The 19,566-nt window shown below is 54.4% G+C and carries 14 protein-coding genes; 5 read left to right on the top strand and 9 right to left on the bottom strand.

The genetic code is table 11. The annotated features are described in order from the left end of the window. The first annotated feature begins 24 nt into the window (after positions 1-24). From BUA44_RS10495 to BUA44_RS15975, 3 genes are read left to right on the top strand one after another with little or no spacing between them, the layout of a single operon-like run. Entirely contained in the window at positions 25-363 is a 339-nt protein-coding gene (locus BUA44_RS10495; protein WP_072811734.1) for a DUF5674 family protein, read from the top strand. Next, complete coding sequence (locus BUA44_RS10490; RefSeq protein ID WP_072811732.1) at positions 354-689, top strand: hypothetical protein; 336 nt, start codon at positions 354-356, stop codon at positions 687-689. The genes BUA44_RS10495 and BUA44_RS10490 overlap by 10 nt, the downstream gene beginning before the upstream one ends. 56 nt (positions 690-745) lie before the next feature. Continuing rightward, positions 746-3,088 carry a fibrobacter succinogenes major paralogous domain-containing protein gene (locus tag BUA44_RS15975; RefSeq protein ID WP_083579589.1) on the top strand — a complete coding sequence of 781 codons (2,343 nt, stop codon included), beginning with the start codon at positions 746-748 and terminating at the stop codon, positions 3,086-3,088. On the opposite strand, the gene BUA44_RS10480 is transcribed toward BUA44_RS15975, so the two are convergent. The 4 genes from BUA44_RS10480 to BUA44_RS10465 all read right to left on the bottom strand — a co-directional run bounded on the left by BUA44_RS10480 (position 3,085) and on the right by BUA44_RS10465 (position 12,201). Next, the gene (locus BUA44_RS10480; RefSeq protein WP_255370527.1) at positions 3,085-5,664 is read right to left on the bottom strand and encodes a TonB-dependent receptor plug domain-containing protein; all 2,580 of its coding nucleotides are present in this window, start codon (positions 5,662-5,664) and stop codon (positions 3,085-3,087) included. The two genes, BUA44_RS15975 and BUA44_RS10480, sit on opposite strands and share 4 nt — an antisense overlap. A 168-nt stretch (positions 5,665-5,832) precedes the next feature. Then, positions 5,833-8,940, bottom strand: a complete 3,108-nt coding sequence (locus tag BUA44_RS10475; RefSeq protein WP_072811730.1) for a response regulator — start codon at positions 8,938-8,940, stop codon at positions 5,833-5,835. A 20-nt stretch (positions 8,941-8,960) separates the two neighbouring features. Beyond that, the gene (locus BUA44_RS10470) at positions 8,961-11,861 is read right to left on the bottom strand and encodes an amino acid permease (RefSeq protein WP_072811728.1); all 2,901 of its coding nucleotides are present in this window, start codon (positions 11,859-11,861) and stop codon (positions 8,961-8,963) included. Between the two features lie 46 nt (positions 11,862-11,907). Then, entirely contained in the window at positions 11,908-12,201 is a 294-nt protein-coding gene (locus BUA44_RS10465; protein ID WP_072811726.1) for a response regulator, read from the bottom strand. Between the two features lie 124 nt (positions 12,202-12,325). Here BUA44_RS10465 and BUA44_RS10460 point away from each other — a divergent pair, with 124 nt between their 5' ends. Continuing rightward, positions 12,326-14,029, top strand: a complete 1,704-nt coding sequence (locus BUA44_RS10460) for a putative bifunctional diguanylate cyclase/phosphodiesterase (protein ID WP_072811724.1) — start codon at positions 12,326-12,328, stop codon at positions 14,027-14,029. Beyond that, positions 14,026-14,370 carry an Hpt domain-containing protein gene (locus BUA44_RS10455; RefSeq protein WP_072811722.1) on the top strand — a complete coding sequence of 115 codons (345 nt, stop codon included), beginning with the start codon at positions 14,026-14,028 and terminating at the stop codon, positions 14,368-14,370. Before BUA44_RS10460 ends, BUA44_RS10455 begins: the two co-directional genes overlap by 4 nt. Before the next feature lie 9 nt (positions 14,371-14,379). Here BUA44_RS10455 and BUA44_RS10450 read toward each other — a convergent pair whose 3' ends face one another. From BUA44_RS10450 to BUA44_RS10430, 5 genes are all read right to left on the bottom strand, one after another. Next, positions 14,380-16,773: a caspase family protein gene (locus BUA44_RS10450; RefSeq protein ID WP_072811720.1), complete on the bottom strand. Its 2,394-nt coding sequence runs from the start codon at positions 16,771-16,773 to the stop codon at positions 14,380-14,382. After that, positions 16,773-17,609: a hypothetical protein gene (locus BUA44_RS10445; protein WP_143151951.1), complete on the bottom strand. Its 837-nt coding sequence runs from the start codon at positions 17,607-17,609 to the stop codon at positions 16,773-16,775. The genes BUA44_RS10450 and BUA44_RS10445 overlap by 1 nt, the downstream gene beginning before the upstream one ends. Then, on the bottom strand, positions 17,606-18,109 hold the full coding sequence (locus tag BUA44_RS10440) for an RNA polymerase sigma factor (RefSeq protein WP_072811715.1): 504 nt from the start codon (positions 18,107-18,109) through the stop codon (positions 17,606-17,608). The genes BUA44_RS10445 and BUA44_RS10440 overlap by 4 nt, the downstream gene beginning before the upstream one ends. A 108-nt stretch (positions 18,110-18,217) precedes the next feature. Next, positions 18,218-18,931 carry a histidine phosphatase family protein gene (locus tag BUA44_RS10435; RefSeq protein ID WP_072811713.1) on the bottom strand — a complete coding sequence of 238 codons (714 nt, stop codon included), beginning with the start codon at positions 18,929-18,931 and terminating at the stop codon, positions 18,218-18,220. A 9-nt stretch (positions 18,932-18,940) separates the two neighbouring features. Then, entirely contained in the window at positions 18,941-19,471 is a 531-nt protein-coding gene (locus BUA44_RS10430) for a phosphatase PAP2 family protein (RefSeq protein WP_072811711.1), read from the bottom strand. Positions 19,472-19,566: the final 95 nt, after the last annotated feature.

The raw sequence follows: 19,566 nt of genomic DNA, 5'->3' as shown, positions 1-19,566 counted from the left end.
CTTTTATTGTTATAATTGTGTTGTATGGTAATCTATTCTGAACCGTTTGACAAGAAAATTCTGTTGGAACTGCAGACACATTACTTTGGCGATATGGTCAAGGGCGTTGTTGATATTTCCAAAAGAAAAATTGCTTTGGACGCGGAAATGCATGCCGACTTGGAAACCCTTCTTTTGCAAGAAGGGTCCAAACAAGGAGATCTTTGGGGCTTCAACCTTTATCCAGAAATGGAAGGGGAAGACTTCCTTGAATTTGATTCGTTGATTAATATTCGTCCTAATCAGGGTAATCGTAGCCGTGGCGTCGAAAACCCTGCCACCCAAGAAAAAATCAAGAATATAATCTATTCCTTATGCAAGTAGAGAATGCTCAACATAAGGAACTTGCAGCGGGACGATGGGCAAAAATGCCATTGTCGATGCAGATGCTGAATATCGGCAGCGAGATTTCGCGTGCGAACCGTTGGAAGGCTAAAGGAAACCAGAACCAAGTTGAAAGGGCTATTTTTAGGGCACTGGAACTAATCGACCTTACGATTGAGGCTCAGCGTGGTAAGCATAGTCTCAAAGAATTTACGCGAATGAGAGAAACCATCTGTGACTACTACCTTGGGGATAATTTCTACAGATCCACCGGGGAGCAAATACAGCGCGATTTCGATATGTTTTTCCCTTGTGCAAGACCCTGACACTTCACTTGAGTTGATGGATTTTAGGTTTGGATGTATTGGGGAAAGGAGAACTGATGATGTGCGTGTTTAGGAAGTGTCATCCTGGAGCGCGAAGCGCGATAGGATCCATAGCAATTACTAGCCTGCTTCTTTTCCTCGTTGCCTGTGGTGACGACGAAAGCAGTTTCACCTCGCGCCCGGGCGATGACTCTTCGACTGAAACATCTTCATCTGTTGTGCAGTCATCCTCGGAACAAAGCGGAGGGAATCCATCCAGTTCTAGCGTAAAGTCGAGTAGCAGCAGTGTAAAATCAAGCGGCAGTTCTTCGAGTAGGAGAAGCGCATGGGAGTATTTGAACCCTGATATTGATTATGGTGAATTCGTCGACGAGCGCGACGGTAAAGTTTACAAGACCGTGAGAATTGGTGACCAAGTGTGGATGGCGGAGAACCTGAACTTCGAAGTAGAAAACAGTTTTTGCTATGGAGATAGTAAATCTAGTTGCGATGTTCATGGTCGCCTATATATGTGGTCCGCAGCATTGGGCAAAGGAGAAGGCGGATGTACATATGGTAGAGAGGGTTGCCCTTATCCTAGCCATATACGAGGTGCTTGCCCTACCGACTGGCACTTGCCTACGACCGAAGAATGGGAAACGCTGATTTATTCACCAGAAGTTGGCGGCCAAGGTGGTGCAGGAAAAGCTCTTAAGGCAACAGGCTCATGGACAACTTATAAAGGTATCACCAGAACCAATTCAACTGGTTTTTCGATTTTGGCGAGCGGCTATCGCCCTACACACGGAAGACATGTGGGTTACGAAATGGGGACCGAAGCACGGTTTTGGGCTTTTTCTGTACCTGTTTCCTTGGCTGGTTACGCCCCCTGCTTTTATTTCACTTATTCAAGTAATGGAGCGGCATATACTACGCATGATATGGAACTCGGGTACTCTGTCCGCTGCATCATGGATGAAGACAAGGTTCCTCCGGTATCCAGCAGCAGTGCAAAGTCGAGTAGTTCGGTGGAGTCATCAAGTTCGGAACAGTCTTCTAGTTCAAAAATTGGTTGTAAGTCAGAAACCGAAGACAATTGCGAATATGGCGAGTTGGTCGACGAGCGCGACGGTCAAGTTTACAAGACGGTGAAGATTGGTGACCAATGGTGGATGGCGGAAAATCTCAATTACCAAACTAGGCATAGCTATTGCTATGGCGAAGATAGCCTCTACAGATGCTCCGAGTACGGTCGCCTATATATATGGAGTTCAGCCATGGACAGTGTGGGCAAATGGGGTACGAACGGCATAGGTTGCGGATATCAAAAAAACTGCTCGCCGGCGCCTCCTGTTCACGGAGTTTGCCCTGAAGGTTGGCACTTGCCGACAAGAAAGGAGTGGAGCACCCTATTCGCTGCAGTCGGTGATTCATCGACTACGGGCAAGGTTCTCAAATCAACATCCGGCTGGACGAGAGATGGCAATGGCATAGATGCGTTCGGTTTCTCAGTGTTCCCTGCCGGCTACGGGTACTATACTAGAAATTTCAACGACAGGGGCGAGGACGCGCACTTTTGGACTTCCGACCAAGACGATTGGCGCAATGCGTACTGCGCGGCCTTTGACTACGACAGCGACATTGCGCGTCTAGGCTTCTCCGCGAAGTACGACGAGTATAGTGTCCGTTGCCTAAAGGATGATGACGAAGTTACTCCGTCATCCAGCAGCGAAGAACCCAGTTCGGAAGCTTGGGCAACGGAGTGCAAGACTAAAACCGAAGACAATTGCGAATATGGCGAGTTGGTGGATGAACGCGATGGCAAAGTTTATAAAACCGTGAAAATCGGTGGCCAGGTGTGGATGGCGCAGAACCTGAACTATGCCCATTTGCAGCCTACAGATGAACTAGACTCAAGTAGTTTCTGCTATGACGATAATGAAACGTCTTGCGCAAAATTTGGACGATTTTACTTGTGGAGTGCCGCCATGGACAGTGCTGGCACATGGAGTACGGACGGCAAGGGATGTGGCTACGGAGTGGAGTGTTCGCCGAAATCCCCTGTGCGCGGGGTTTGCCCAGAAGGTTGGCACCTGCCAAATAATAACGAATGGAATGTTCTGATTGGTGCTGTCGGCGGTGCGTCGGAGGCCGGTAAAAAACTCAAGTCCACGTCCGAGTGGACGAACAATAGTAACGGGACAGATGCTTATGGCTTTACTGCGGAGCCTGCCGGTTACATGACTAACAAAGGAGATCGCTGCGCCCATACTGAAGCTGCTTTTTGGAGTTCTACTGAAGCCAGCAATAGCAATTCTTACATTGAGTACTTATCATTTGCCAACAACAATACCCTCCTAGACTACACTGGCAAAAACTACAGGTACACTGTCCGTTGCATCAAGGATTCGTCCGACTAGAAGTAATATTCGTAGTTCAGCATGATGGGCAAGAAGGGGAACTGCGAAATGGATGTCTTTTCGGGTGGGTTCTTGCTCGTATCGTAGAAACTGAAGAACATGTTGTCGTGGTCGGTCAGATTGATGATGGTCCAGCTGAAGTTCCACTTGCCTTCGCGACCGATGTCAATGGCCTTCACGTCGATGCGGAAGTAGTCCGTCTGGCGGCCCGCATTGCGGCTCCCGGGCAGCACCGTTATCTTGTCTGAATATTCCTGGCTCCCGATTTCCTTGCGGTAATAATAACCCTTGTACTCGCTGATAGGCATTCCCGAGGAATACTTGAGCGCTAATGACGAGCGGAAATAGCGGCCCTTCTTCTCGTGCTTCCAGAGCGCATCCTCGTCGCCTTTCCAGTTGATTCCCAAATCCAGCTTGAGTGCGTACGGCTGGTGCCAACTCGGGAAATACGCCTTGGTTCCGTCGTTTGCGCGCATTACGCTTATGCTCTGGCTCCAGTTTATGCCTCCGAACCACCAGCCCTTATTCTTGCGCAGCGAAAGTTCGTACCCAAACGAGTAACCATCCGCCGTCCCGAAGTAATCCGCCATCACCATCTCTTTCGACTGCGATTCGTCGCTGCTGTCAACCTCCACCATGAAGGTGTTCAAGTTATTCTGCGTCTTGTAGTAAACGCCCACGGTCGCATCATAGTCCTCGAGAATCTCGCGCTGGCTGTATTCCACCGCGAACAGCCACGACGATGCGGGGTCAATATGCTTGCCCTTCGTAGTCGTAGTCGCCGGGTAGTAGAATTCGTTGAGGGTTTCCTGGTCGGTATAGATAATGGAGTTCAGGTACTGCAGGTAGTAACCGCCATACAGCTCGAGCGTCTTGGTATCGTCGAGGTTTACCGTGAGCGATGCGCGCGGTTCCACGCCAAAATGTTCTGCACCGGTCTGGTAGTTGAAACGCATACCGAATTGCAGCAGGTAATCCGGAGAAATTTTCCAGGCATCCTGCACGTAGGCCACGTGGTGGAAGGGTTCCTGAATGTCGACAATGCTCGCATTCGACATCTGCTCGCGGTAATGCTCGTAATCGTATTCCAGTTCGTAGCCCGCGGTAAGCACGTGGTTATCGATACCGCGGTAGTTTACCCACTGCTTGCCCGTGAAGGTGTAGAGGAACATCTCGATAGACATGAGGTCGCTGATTTTCATGGTCTGGTAGAACTGGCTATATGCGAGGGTGGCATTGTAGTCCCAGTCACCATTGATGCGGTGCATTACGTTAATCGGGATGGCGACATTCCCCCAGTCCATATACAGCGGGTCGAAACTCAGTTCGTCCTTGCCCACGTAAAAACTGAACTTGAGGCGGGTATCGTCTGTTATGTTGTACATAAGCGTACCCTGTAAGTCCGTAAACTCGTAATCCAGCGCGAGGTCCAGAAGCCCGATGGCATTGAACAGGTCGAGCATGTACCCGATGTAGGTGGTGCGGCCCGCGAGCACCCAGCGTGCGGGGCCCTTGTGGCCTTCGGTATGGAGCTGCGCCGCAAACGTGCTTATCTTGACACTCGACTTGCTGAACCATTCCTCCACAGTATCCTGGCCGCCCGCGCGCCCGTCCATCTTGAGCACAGAACTCAGGCGGTTGCCGTACTGCGCCGGGAACCCGCTCTTGTAGAACTGCACGTCATCGATGCCTTCCACAAGGAACGTGCTGAACAGCCCGAAGAAATGCACCGGGGAATACACGACCGCGTTGTCGAACAGGAACAGGTTCTGGTCGGCAGCACCGCCGCGCACGTAAATCTTGGAACTGAAATCGGAACTCGCGACTACGCCCGGGAGCGCCTGGATACTCTTGATGACATCGGCCTCGGCGAGGCCCGGCATGCGCTTGATGGACTTCGCGGAAACCACCGATTCGCCCGGCTTGCGCTTGGGGCGCTTGCGCAACTGCACCACGACCTTCTTGAGTTCGGTCTTCTTTTCCTTATCGCCTGCGGCAAGGAGCGCATCGACATCGACGTCCTTTTCGGGAGCAGCGGCGCTGTCATGCGATGCGCTGTCTGCAGGGGTGGAATTCGGGTCTGGATCCTTCGACTCCGCTTGCGCTCCGCTCAGGATGACACCTGTAGAATCGCCCGGGGTCGCGCCCGCGGAATCACCCGCATCGTCACTCCGCAGCCCCGTAGGGGCAAGAGAGTCCACCTGAGCACCGGCATCCTCCGCAAACCCGTCGCCGAGCGCCTGCGAGAAACTGCGTTCGGCCCCGGTGTAGACAAGTTCGTAGCACTTTTCCTTCTCGGCACCCGCGGTATCGGAATTGGTAACGCACACGTTCCAGAGCGTATCTTCCGGGAGGATTGCGCGGAAGGGCTCGCCCACGACGGTCTGGATGGCCTCGCCCGATTCGAGAATTTCCACGTTCAGCTTTTCGCCCGCGGCGAAGGAAGCGTCGCGCACCACGCCGTTGAAGACGATTCCCGCGACCTGCGCGGTGTCAGCGGTTGAAGAGCCGGGAACAGACTGCGCGAAAGCGGCGGTCGTGAGCAACAAGGCGATGATACTAATACAAAATTTCAAAAAAGTTCCCGCGTTTCATGCAAAAATAGCAAATGGAAAAGCCCATTTGCCATTTAAACACCCGAAGGCACGAAAAGTGTCACTTTAAAGTTCTCATTAGGCATAGCGTGGCCTGTGAGCCTTATCACAGGCGTTTCTTATTGTATTTCCGGGAATAAACATGACCCATTACTTCCTATTTTCTGCCGTCCAGATCATTTCTTCAAGAGTTTGGTAAAGGTGGTCCGGATTGATGGGTTTGGAAAGGTGCGCATTCATGCCCACCTGCAGGCTCCGCTGCACGTCTTCGTCAAAGGCGTTTGCCGTGAGCGCGATAATGGGAACCTTCTTGGCGTCGGAGCGTTCCAGCTTGCGGATGGCGGCTGTCGCTTCCAGGCCGTCCATTTCGGGCATGCGCACATCCATAAGGACTGCATCGTAGTAGCCTTCGGGATGGTCGCGGAACATTTCCAGGGCCTTGCGACCGTTTACGGCCAGTTCCACCTGCAAGTCCCGCATCTTCAGCACTTCCATCATGATCTGCGCGTTGACATCCATGTCTTCGGCAAGGAGAACCCGCTTTCCGGCAAGTTCCGCCTTGTTCTTCGCAAGCGAGGTGTGTTCCTTCTTGCGCCGGAGGGCGTTCTTGAATTCGTCCAGCAGGATTCCCGAGAACAAGGGCTTAGAAATGAAGCAGTCCACGCCGGCTGCCAGGGCCTCGTCCAGGATGTCGTCCCAGTTGTAGGCCGTCAATATGATAATGGCGGACTCGTCGCCGGTCACCTTGCGGATTTCGCGCGCCGTCTCGATGCCGTTCATCTCGGGCATCTGCCAGTCAACCACAATCAGGTTGTAGGGCTCGCGTCTCGCGTGGCGGAGTTTCGCCATCTCCACCGCTTCCTTGCCCGTAAGCACCGTGTCGGTGAGGATTCCCGCCTTGCCGAGCACGAGTTTCGCGTGCCCCAGGGCAATCTCGTCGTCGTCCACCACCAGCACGCTCATTTCGCTCGGGTGGATTTCGATTTCGTCGTCGGTCGCCTGCTTGCGCATGCTGTCGTTGAGGGTGAGCGTCACGCAGAACGTGGTCCCCTTGCCCTTTTCGCTTTCCACATCGATCTTGCCGTTCATCATGTCGACGATACCCTTGGTAATCGCCATGCCGAGGCCACTGCTGCCGTACTTGAAATCCGTGGTGGCGTTTTCTTGGGTGAACGTGTCGAAAATCTTGGGCAAGAATTCCTTGCTGATGCCGATACCGGTATCGCTAATCTTGAAGACGAGCGTGGACTTGTTGTCGAACGCAGCAATCTTTTCCACGTTGAGGTCGATGTTTCCGCCCTTCGGGGTGAACTTGACCGCATTGCCCAGGATGTTGATGAGAATCTGGCGAATCTTTGTGACGTCGCCGACGTAGTAGTCGTCCAGACTGCCCGCCACATGGCACGAATAGTTCAGGCCCTTGGTGCGGCTCTGGTCGTCGATGATGGTGTTCACCTGCTCCAAAAGCTTGGGGAACGAGAATTCTTCGCTATTGATCTTCGTGCGGCCACTCTCAATGCGGCTCATGTCCAAAATCTCGTTGATGAGGCTCAGCAGGTGTTCTGCGGAGGAGCCGATCTTTTCCAGGTAGCCGCGCGTCTTCGACGAAATCTCGGGTTCGTGCAGCGCAAGGCTGTCGAGGCCGATAATCGCATTCATGGGCGTGCGGATTTCGTGGCTCATGTTGGAGAGGAATATGGTCTTCGCCTTGCTCGCCTCTTCTGCCGTCTTGAGCGCATCGGAAAGCGCCTGGTTCTTGGCAAGGGAATCACGCATTTCCTCGTCGATATCGGAAAATCCGAAACCTACAATGCGGAGCGGTGCATCCGGGGCGTCGCCGGCATTGTGCACGCCCGCCATGCGCAGCATTTCGTAGCTTTCCTTGCCGCCATGGTTTGCCAGGTAGCGCAAGGTATAGATCTTGTTCTTCGCGACACCCGCGCGCACGTTTTCGGGCTGTATAAAGGCGAGGAACTTTTCGCGGAATTCCGGAGCGACGAACTTTTCGGCATAGGTTGAAAAATTTTCCAGGTAGCCGATTTCGTCCCCTTCCTTGAAGGGCGCGGGAACGGAGCCGTCCTTGCGGTAGCATATCGCCATTCCGGTATCCAGGTTCAGGTAGTATACGCTGCGGTAATCTGACGCAAGCGCGGTAATCATGTTACGCTGTTCGTTCCTCTTGCGTTCTTCTTCAACTAACTTCTGCTGGAGCGCAAGCTGTTCTTCCAGTTTTTCCTGCTTGATGCGGCTTTCGGCATCGGCCACCTCTTTTTCTAACTTGAGTTGAGAGGTACGCCTGATTTGCATGAAGAGGAACAGGAACACGGTCAAGAGCACTAGCGCGATAATTCCGGATAGCAGAAGGCTGCGTTCCAAAATGTCTTCCGAAATGGAACCGATTTGCTCGGAGATGACGCTTTCGCGGATAAGGTAGGTCAGCATCCAGTCCGTAGAATGGATGGGAACATAGTACATGGTTTCACGGATGCCGTTATACTCGAAGGAAACGACGCCCGCCTCGTGGTTCGCGAAGTCGGAGCGCATCTTTTCCATGGAGAAGCCTTTTTCGAATCCGGCTTTTTCCATGGCGGCAAGCAGATTGTCGCCGCTCGCAAGCCCACCTAGCACCAGGTTCGTAAGCGAATTGCCTGCCTTCGAGTAGATGTTGCAAAATGTAATTCCCTGCCGGTCGGATTCCAGCGAAATACCTTCCAGCATGCGGTTCATGTCGATTTCCATGAAGCACACGACCAAAACCCGACCATTAAAGGCAAGACGGTCCACAGGCACGGCAATGACAACAGTCTTCTTTTCTTCACTGTTTTTCTTTAATGAAATTTCGGATTTTGCCAGGGTCCTGTAATCGAAATTATAGAGATCAATGTCGGTGCGCGTACCGCGGGATGTGTAGATGAGACCCGCAGTGTCCACGAAGGCGAACTTTTCTAGACCGTACAGTTGCTTCATGCGGAGCTGGTAGCTCTGCAAACTTGCGGTACTTGCGAGGTCTTCTTTTGAAAGCAGGCCCACCGCCACATCCAGGTCGTTGATGTAGCCGTTCAATTTCGACGCCACCACCTGTTCGCGGCGGTTCGCGAGTTCGTTCATAAAGAGGAGCGTCACGTTGCGCACGGCCTTTTCCGTATCCCCGCTCGCGTGGCGACCCGTGAAGATTGTCCCCAGCACAAGGATGATAACGATGATGGGGGCCACGATAGTGGCGATACTTACAATCCCGATTCTTTTTTTCGTTTCCATAACATTGTCCTGTTAAAACTTTACCGTACCCACTGCGCAAGCGTTTCCGTGAGCATGCCGACATCGATGGGCTTTGCCAGGTGAGCGTTCATGCCGGCTTCTTTCGACTTCTTGAGGTCATCGCCAAAGGCGTTCGCAGTCATGGCGATAATGGGAACTTCCGCCTTCTTCTTGTCGGAGAGCGCTCGAATCTGGCGACTCGCCTCGCAGCCGTCCATCACGGGCATCTGGATATCCATAACAATCCCGTTGTAGTAGCCGGCAGGGTTATTCTCCACCATCTCGACCGCCTGTTTGCCGTTTACCGCCATCTCGACCTTGAACCCGAGACTTTCCAGAATGATCTTTGCCAACTCACGGTTCACTTCCATGTCTTCCACCAGCAATAGGCGCATATTCGTGAAATCCGCCTTGGCCGCGATGGAGATATTGCGCTTGCCACTTTGGGGAACCTCCGTGCCGCTCGCCATCTTCAGTTCCACGTTCACGAAGAAATCCGTCCCCTTGCCGACTGTCGATTCAAACTTGATTGTCCCGCCCATCAGCGACACCACGTTCTTTGCAATGGCAAGCCCGAGGCCCGTACCCTGCACGCCGCTGATGGTCGAGACGCGTTCCCGTTCGAAGGCATCGAACACGCGGTCTGCAAACTCGGGCGAAATGCCGATACCGTCATCCTTCACGCGGATTTCGAACGCGGCCTTGCCCTCTTCGATGCATTCCTTTTCGGCGAGAGTCACGGAAACGTGCCCGCCTTCCGAAGTAAACTTGAATGCGTTGCTGACCAGGTTCAGAATCACGCGGTTCATGCGGTTCCTGTCGCAGAGCACCACCGGGTTCCTGAGGCCGTCGTATTTCACGGCAAAGGCGATGTTCTTGCCCACCATCTGCGCCTCGAACATGTCGCGGATTTCGTCCATCATTTTCCGCAGGTCGGTGGGCCGCTCTTCCAGTTCCATCTTCCCGATTTCGATGCGGCTCATTTCGAGCATGTCGTTGATGAGGGCCATCAGGTACATGTTAGAGGAGTCAATCTTGGTCAGGTATTTCTGGATTTGCTCGGGGGTCGCCTCCGGTTTGCGCGCCAGGTTGGTGTAGCCGATAATGGCATTCATGGGCGTGCGCAGGTCGTGGCTCATGTTCGAAAGGAAAATGGTCTTTGCCTTGTTGGATTCCTCGGCGATATGCTTTTCGTGGTCCAGTTTCTGTTCACGTTGCTGCTGCGTGCGGTTGATGTTCACCACGATAAAAATACACAGGACGATGAAGAGAGTTTCTACCAGGTTGTTCTTCAGCTGGGAATCACGGACAAGGTCCATCTGCTCTTCCATGAAGTCCTTTTCCTGGACTATCTGGGCTTCGGTCATGGGAATATGCATCTTTTTATGCAGATCCGTATGGAACTCGCTGATATGCACAATGACTTTCTCGGCCTCGTCGTTGGTGACCTGGCGTTCCCACATCACCGCCGAGAACAGCAATATGAACAGCATGGTCACCCACATGATGGCCGACTTGCCGAAACGGTTCTCCTGGTCGCGCATGAACACGGCCCTGTAAACGACGAACCCCACAATGCTCCACGCCATCAGAATCATGAAGGATTCCGTGGCAATTGTGTTCATGTTCCAAAGCGTCGGCGTAAGCGGGAAGAAAAAGAAGAAGGCGGATATTACGACACCCAGGATTCCGGTAAAGTTCAGCACCGTCTTTCGCCTGCCGGTTTCACTGCGGGCAATTTTCACTATTCCCGCAGAAACATACAGATAAATGATAGATGCACTGATGGAGGTGATGTCCACAATCCAGCCGATGGCCGTTCTCCCGAAGAACGGAATAATGCAGGAAAGGAGCATCACGTAGATAATGCCGTAATTGGTGGCGCCGTGACGGTTGATATGCCCGAACCAGGACGGCATCACGGAATCGTTGGCAAGGCTCATGAACATGCGCCCGATTGTTCGGTAAAGCCCAAGAAGGCTCGTGGAAATGGCCGCCGTGATGGTTATGGCGAGCACAATAAGGCCGCCGTTGCCGAGGGTCCTGAAAACGGCGTGGAATACCGGGACTGATTCAATGCCCTTGAGGTTCTTCAGGTTGGTAAAATAAGCTTCCCAGTCGCCAAAATTCGCGGGGGTCACCGAGACCGAAAGCAGCGCGGTGAGGGAATAGACGATGGCACCGGCAACAAGGGCGGCCATCATAATCGCAAAACCGTATTTCGGCTTGAAGTCATAGGTGGAAGAGGCAAAGCTCACCACGCCAAAGCCTACAAATGCCCAGGGGGCAAGCACCAGCACGTTCACGATCTGCATCAGGGGGGAATGGTCCTTCGCGACTCCCGCCGTCGCAAAGGCCGGGCCCATATCCGAGAAATCAATCCCGCCCTTGCAGGCAATAATTGCAAACAGGCTGACCACACCGCCAAAGAATATGAGGGCAAGCACCGTATTCACCAGGCGCAGCACGTTGGTGTTCCTGCAACTGATGAACCCGAACAGAAGTATAATTGCAAGCGTGGTAAACAGCTCGCCTGCCCAGACCTCGTAGCCCATGATGGTATAACTGAAGCCCCTTTGCAATACGGGTCCGAACAAGAAACGGATAAACAGCACAAAGGCCGACATATTGGCCCACAATACCGCCAGGTACGCAAGGGCCGTGGCCCAGGTGCAAAGGAAGGAATGGTCGTAGCCGAAAAGCTGCTTGGTAAAGGAGAATACGCTCCCCGTGCCGGGAATGCGGTTCATCATGATGTGGAAATTGTAGGCGACAACACCCATCAGCACGGCGCCAAGCACAAGGGCGATAACTGTTCCCAGGGGGCCCGCAATCGGCAGGAGCGTTGTCGCGGGCATCACGAATGCACCCCAGCCTACGGCACAACCGAAGGAGAGCGCCCACGCACTCAAAACGGACAATCTTTTGTGTTTTTCAGACAACATAACGCTACACCCTTATCCACTTCTACAAAATTTTCGCAAGTTCCTTGAAATCTATCGGCTTGGAGATATGGTCGTTCATGCCGACTTCCTTCGCCTTGCGGATGTCGTCTGCAAAGGCGTTCGCGGTCATCGCCACGATGGGGATTCTCCTTGCATAGGTCGTCATGGCCCTGATGGCCGCAGTCGCCTTGTTCGCGTACAGCAGTTCCTCGTTGCCAGTTGCCTTGTAAATGAAAAAGCCGCCCGGCATGTCTTCGCCGATCTGCTCGATAACTTGCAAAGCCTGTTCGCTCAGGGGAAGGTGTCGACCAAACATGGGGACCTCGTATTCTAGTAATTCTGTTTTAAAGATATCTAAAAAAAATGCTTTGTCGCACAATCCGATACCTTTTTATTTCTTTTTACATATATTTATTCACGGATAAAAGGAGTTTTCTCCAATGAAAAAACTACGCCAGATCACTACCGTCAAGAGACACGTCCTAATCGTAGACGACGAGGTGGTAAATCGCGAAATTTTGGGCAATATCCTTTCCGTGAACTACGACGTCGAATATGCCGACAACGCCAAGGAAGCCCTCGCAGCCCTCTCCAGGCAAGACAAGCGGTTCTCGCTTATCCTGCTGGACCTGCTCATGCCCGTGATGGACGGGTTTGAATTCCTGAAAAAAAGAGAAACCACCGAAACACTCAAGCGCATTCCGGTCATCGTGATGACCTCCGAAAAGGAATCCGAAGTCCGCAGCCTCAAGCTGGGCGCCGCCGACTTTATCGCCAAACCCTTCGACATGCCCGAGGTAGTGCTCGCCCGCTGCGAAAGAATCATCGAACTCTTCGAAGACCAGGACATTATCCGCCAGACGGAGCGCGACCATGTTTCGGGTCTCTACACCAAGGACTACTTCTTTGAATACATCCGCCAGATAGAACTGTGGAGCAGGGACATCCCGCGCGACGCAATAGTATTTGACATCGAACAGTTCCACCTGGTGAACGAGTTCTGCGGAAGGGACTTTGGCGACCGCCTGCTTGCAGAAATCGGTAGCGCGCTCAAGAATGAACTCGCCCCCATGAACGCCATCGCCTGCCGTGCAGACGCGGACACGTTCTATATCTTCGCGACGCACCAAGAAAGCTACGACAACATCCGCAACATCGTCCAGGGAATCCTTACCGAATTCTTCGAGGTAAACCACATCCGCGTGCGCTTTGGCCTCTGGGAAAACGTGGACCGCAACGTGGAGATTGAGGCCTGGTTCGACCGCGCGAAGGCCGCCTGCGACAAGAACCGCGGTGACTTGACGCAGGCGTTTACCCGCTACAACAACGAGATGCATTCCCGCTACATGTTCGAGGAAACTCTCATCCGCGACTTGCAGAGCGCCATGGACAACAAGAACCTGATTGTCTATTACCAGCCCAAGTTTAACATCGAAGGTGACATTCCGCGACTCACCAGCGCCGAAGCCCTTATCCGCTGGATACACCCGACACTCGGATTCATAAGCCCGGGCGACTTTATTCCGCTGTTCGAAGGGAACGGCCTTATACAAAAAGTAGACAACTTTGTCTGGAACGAAGTCGCAAAACAGATCCGCAAATGGAAGGACAAATTCGGCGTGACGGTGCCCGTTTCCGTGAACGTGTCCCGCATTGACATCATGGACCCGGAACTGGAAACGAAACTCATGCGGCTCCTCGAAGAAAACGGCCTTTCTCCGGAAGAATACATGCTCGAAGTGACCGAGAGCGCCTACTGCGAGAACATGGAGCGCCTTATCGAGGTCATCGAGAACCTGCGCAAGAAGGGATTCCGCATCGAGATGGACGATTTCGGTTCCGGATACTCCTCGTTGAACATGATTACCACGCTGCCCATCGACATCCTGAAAATCGACATGTCGTTCGTGCGCAACATGGAAAAGGACGAACGCAACCTGAAGCTCGTGGAACTGGTAGCGGGCATTGCAAAATTCCTCAAGATTCCTGCTGTAGCGGAAGGCGTAGAAACGCAGTCGCAGCTCGATACCCTCAAGGGAATGGGCTGCCAGATTATCCAGGGATACTTCTTCTCGAAGCCGGTCCCGCCGAAGGACTTTGTACCCTTCATCGAAAAGGAACTTGAACGCCGGAGGGGCGCATGATTACCATCGAAAAACTGAACACTTTTGGGGCAAATACCGCCGAGGGGCTTGCACGCTGCTTCGGGAACGAGGCACTGTACCTGAAACTCGTAGCGACCATTCCCGGCGAGAGCAACTTCGACAAGCTCAAGGATTCCATTGCCGCGAAAGACCTGAAAGCCGCCTTCGAGGCGGCCCATGCGCTGAAGGGTGTCCTCGGCAACCTCTCGCTCACGCCGCTCTACACGCCGGTCGTAGAAATTACCGAATTGCTCCGCAGCAATACCGACATGGATTACAAAAGCCTGCTCGATACCATCCTCGAAAAGAAGGATGAGCTCGGCAGGCTTTGCGCGGATTAGACTTTATTTTTAGAACCTTCCCACGGTGAGGCCAGCGTAGAAGCCGGGCCACCAGCGGGCCTTGTGCCCATTGACGCTGAAATCGTCGTGGTATTCACTGCGGGGCTTGACAATTACTTTATCTGCATTCCCTTCGCTCACTATATTGAGCGTGCCGCCGACAGTCATGCCGAAGCCCGGGAACAGCTTGTGCACGAAGCCCAGGCGCAGGCGGTGATGGAAGTTGATATCATCCTCGTCCGTGTCCATGCCGAAACCTTCGCGTGCATTGAGGAACATGTACTCGAGTTCAAAGTGGTTGCCGTACTTGCCGAACTGCGTACCGAGACCGAGACCCGTTTCGTACATGTCGCTGAAATGCTTGAAGTTCGAACCCTTCTCGAATTCGCGGGTGCCTTCGATGGCGGTAAACAGGTAGGCCGTGCCCAAGTGGAGTGAAAGCCCGAGCGCACCCATCTCGTTCACGGAAGAGGTCACGCTCCACACGCCATTACCCACGATGTTGATGAGCCCTATCGGGGTGGATTCGCAAGTACCGCAGATGTTGATTATACCGACCTGCCTTCCGTTCGCCCTGCCCGCGATGTTCATGGTACTCACCTGCGCGCCTTCGACAGTGCCCGCAATGTTCATGGCGGCGGTCACCTGCACGTCGGATTTCCCAGCGATATTCATGGCAGCATCAACCTGTACACCCGCCTCGCCCGCAATGTTCAAGGCGGCAGTCACCTGCACGTCGGCCTGGCCCGCATAGTTCAACGCCGGAGAAACCTGGGCGCCATTGAGCGAGTCGGCAATGAAGTTCGCCGTACCCGAAACCTGCGCACCCGAAGAATTCTTGCCCGCGATATTCAGCGTCGATGCAATCTGCGCCCCGTCAAAGGACTGCGCGTAGTTGATCATGCCGCTAATCTGCGCGCCTTCGAAATGCGCATTCGCGCCGTTGTAGATGTCGGTCACCTGCAGGCCGTGCATCTCCTTTTTCGCGACGTTCGCGATAATGCTCAGCTGCGTTCCGAGCATGTAGTCATCGGCCTCTGCGACAAAGACGCCAATCTGGATTCCCTTGCGCGGGTCCTTGTCGCTATCCACCGCGTGGAAGGTCACGCGGTATTTGCCATTGTGATCGAGAGAGTCGAGCGAGCACGCGATAGAATCACCCGCAGTGCAGTCACGCAATCCGCCGATTTCGCCACGGAGCGTCGTCTGCTCGGCACTCACGGCGGCAAACTGCCTGTGCGAAAGCTTTTCGCGGCGGTTGTTCTGGAGCGTCACCGCCGCCTCGCTGAATTCCGCAGGGCGTTCCAGGCGCACGGTGTACTTGCCGGCAGGGAACCCGAGGCTCATCGCGCGTCCCGCCTTCTTGTAGAGTTCCGCAACCAGCTCGCCGTTCGCATCGCGGATGAACAGGCGGCCATCCACGTCCTCGTCGAGTTCGAGGCCAGCGCTTGTGCTGCGCAAATCAGTCATCACCACGTCGCCCGTTCCCGCGAGGTTCATGTCGCGGCTCGGGTGCTGGGCGCCGCCCATCGTCTTCTCGGTGCGCTGGAGAGTTTCGTTAAAGGCAAACTGGTACGCTTCGGACAAAGTAACCTTTCCGTCACCGCTCAGGTCACCGGCACCGCGGAGCCCGCTCACCAGCGAATGCGTGAAGAACGATCCCCTGAGCTTGTCGCTTTCTTGGCTAGATTCATCCTGCGTGCTGCTGGTAATGAACGCGTAACCCTTCATGTCGCTGCTCTGGTCCACCATGAACGCGGGCACCGCCACACCGCCCTTCAGGCGTGTGATAGCACCCGAGCCGCAGGCATCGATAACTGCAATCTTCACGTCGGCCTTCATCGCGTCTATGCGCTTGCGCAGTTCCTTCCAGGCATAAACTTCATTTCCGAGGCGGAGTCCCTTCTCGTCGGCGTGCCCGCTGTAGTAAAACAGCACCTCGTTGCGGCCCGCGGCATTCTTGCCCTGCGCAATCTTGCTGTCGAGGGCATCCAATTGCTTCTGGAGCCCGGCTATGCCTGGCTCCTTCACCAGAATTACGTTACCCGGCTGCACGCCGCCCATTTCGCCAAGCACCTTCGCGAAAGACTTCGCATCACTTTCCGCATAGCGCAGCACCGGCCGGCCCTGCCCGCCATAGTTCGCGCTTACCGCCACCACATAGCGGTTGATGCGCGCGTTGTCACCCTGCGCGGCGCCGTTTATGCCCGCAATAGCCGTGGCACCATTTATACCAGTATTTACAACTGCGCCGTTTATAGCCGCATTTGCAACTGCGCTGTTTAATCCCGCGCCAGTCATAGCCGCATTCGTGTTGGTAACCGCCGCAAAAACAAGCAATGCAATCAGTGAAATCACCTGGAGCGTAATCGACGCGTCCAGCTTCTCGATAATATTCCTCATTAGTTCACTCCCCCTACCTTGCGCAGCGTGATGCTCACGTTGTGCACGTCCTTGTCCTTGAGCAATGCGTCGATGTTGTTCGCATCCAGTTCGAACGCCGCACGCGACGTGAGCAAGAAGAACTTCTCGAATTTCGGCGCGTTGTCCAGCTTGTATGCAAACGGAAGCGTCGTCATCTTGCCCGGTTCGAGCGCAACCGCACTGGAACCGTCGGCCATGTGCATCGTGAGCGTGCCGTTGCCGTCCATGCTAAAAAGCATACCGAAGCACTTTTCCGGCACGGCATAGCGCAACTGAATCTCGTCGCCCTCGCGGGCCTCGCCCAGGTTCGGCATCTGCACCGCGCTGTCGCCCGTCTTCTTCCACACTTCCATGCGGGCATCCAGACCCTTGATGCGGGTGTCGCCGGCACCGGCCGAAATATTCGAGGCGTCGACCATCGCGACGTCCATCACCTGCGCACCGCCAGCAACCTGCGTGCCGGCATCCGGGCCGATTTCGCGCTGGCTAAAGAGCGCCACCGATACCACCGCAAGCACGAGGGCCGCAGCGGCAGCGAACTTCACGAGCCTGAAATTCACGCCATTGCCTGCGCCGTTCATGCCGGCTCCGCGACCTGCGCCGTTTAAACCCGAGCCGAACTCGCGGGCATCCATCTTCTCGGAAAGCCTCTCGAAAGGCAACTTCTTCAGAATCGCCGCGTTATCCTCGCGCATCATCTTCACGCGACCGGCGAAAATCTCGTCCGTCTTCTCGAGTTCGCGAATCTCGCGCATCTCGCCCTCGGGCAAGTCGCCCGTAAGGTATCGTTCCAGTTTCCAATCGGGGATCATCACTTTACCTCCAGATTCTTTACCTTGGCCTGCAGGCCACGCAAGCGCTTGCGCACCCCGCTTACCGAGAGCCCCACCTCGCGGGCAGTCTCTTCGAGCGTCATGCCATCCACAAAATGCAACACGGCAATCGTGCGGCTGGATTCCGGCTCGCGCGAGAACAGTTTCGCGAGAATGCCCCTCGCTTCCTTTTCGCCTTCGTCGTCATCGGCGCAGGCAATCGAGAGCAGGAGTTCGCTCGTGTCGCAATCGAGCCCGCGGCGTTTCTTGTCGCGGATACGGTTCAGGCAGAGCCTCGTCGCCGTATTCCACAAGAGGCTCGACGGCTGCGATACATCCAGGCTGTCCCAGCGTTCGAACACGCGCAGAAACACGTTCTGCACCATGTCCTCGGCCTCGGTTACATCGCGCAGGAGCATCATGGCACGGCGGTAAACCATCGGGGCGTACGCCTCGTACAGTTTCGAAAATGCCATGCGGTCTGCGGGACTTTTCCTTTCCATGCCTTTGTAACACCCGGGGAGGTCAAAAGTGTCACCGCAAATTTAGAATTTTTTCGTTTTTTACTGTCTTTTTTCCCAGTAGTCCGTATTTTCGCAAAGGCGTGCCTTCTAGAATTCCAGCCAGCCGCTCTCCATGCCGGTCACGGGCACTACGCGCTCGAACCCGTCGCTGTTCACAACAAAAGCGATTCCGGTGAGGTAGTTCATCCAGCGCTGCGGCGTAAAGTGCATCTTGCAGAAGTGCACGAGCGTCGGCACCACCCAGGCATCGTGCGTCGCGAAGATATTGAAACGCGCAGTCCCCTTCTCGAGCATGAACTTGCGCACTTCCTCGGCGCGCTCGTGCAGCGGGTAGAATGCAGGGTGGTCGTCGCTATCAATCCAGCTGCAGATGTTCTGGTAAAAGCGTTCGTTGAGCACGTCAAGGTACGAGGGATAGTCCTTCACGTAGAGGTGCCCGAGAACCGCCAGCGGAGTGATTTCGGGCAGGGATGTGCCGGGCGCGCATCCCGTATCCGGCGAGCCCGCAACCTGCGATTCGCCGCAGCAACCCGCAAGAGCGCGACCTTCCGCGATGCACTTCGCGGTATCCATGCACCTGCCTACCGGACTGGAGTAGTACACCGCATCGCCCTCCGGCGGGAACATCTTGCCGAGTGCAACGGCACGCTCGCGCCCCGCAGCAGTCAGGCCCACGTGCGCCCCGTAATCGGCATCGGCAGCTGTGATGTGCGGCCTTTCGGCATGCCTTACCAGCAGGTACACGCGCTCCGTTGACTTGAGACCCGCAAAGAAATCGTTAGCTTGTACAAAATCCCGCATCGCCGTCTCCTAGAATATCGCAATCCACAGCAGGTGCCCCAGCACAAAGCTCAATATGCCGAGCAAGAAACCACAAACGATATCCGTCAACCAGTGCACGCCAAAGTACACGCGCAAAAGCCCCCAAGTGAGCGGCAACAGGAGCATCACCCAGCCGTACTGCGGCACAATGAAGGTCACGGCGCTCGCAACGGCGAGGTTGTTCATCGTATGGCCCGAAGGGAAGCTGTACTTGTCGAGCGGCGGGACTTCCGCCTTGATTTGCGGGTTCGCGGCAAACGGGCGCGGACGCTTGGTATTGAGTTTCACCACCTCGTAAATCACGAGGCTCATGGCGAGCGCCATCAGGGCCTGCCACAGGATGGGCAAAAAGTTGTCGAACCCGACACGCCAGATAATGAACAGCACGAACAGCGCCCATATATAGCCGTCACCCAGGCGCACATAAAACTTGAGCCAACGGTCGGCCTTCGGCGAAAAATGCCTGTTGGTCCAGTACACCGAAACGCGGTTGTCAAAATCTGCGATTTTCTTGAGCATCGAGGTAAATGTACATTATTCCTCTCGCAAACCGCCGGCAAAATTCCTATTATTTAGACGAAAGAACGCCGTTTCACGGCTACAGACGAAAGATT

It is taken from the genome of Fibrobacter sp. UWR3, assembly GCF_900143055.1.
GTDB lineage: Bacteria > Fibrobacterota > Fibrobacteria > Fibrobacterales > Fibrobacteraceae > Fibrobacter.
The sequence above is the reverse complement of the archived record's forward strand: the minus strand, read 5'-3'. Positions and strand labels throughout refer to the sequence as shown.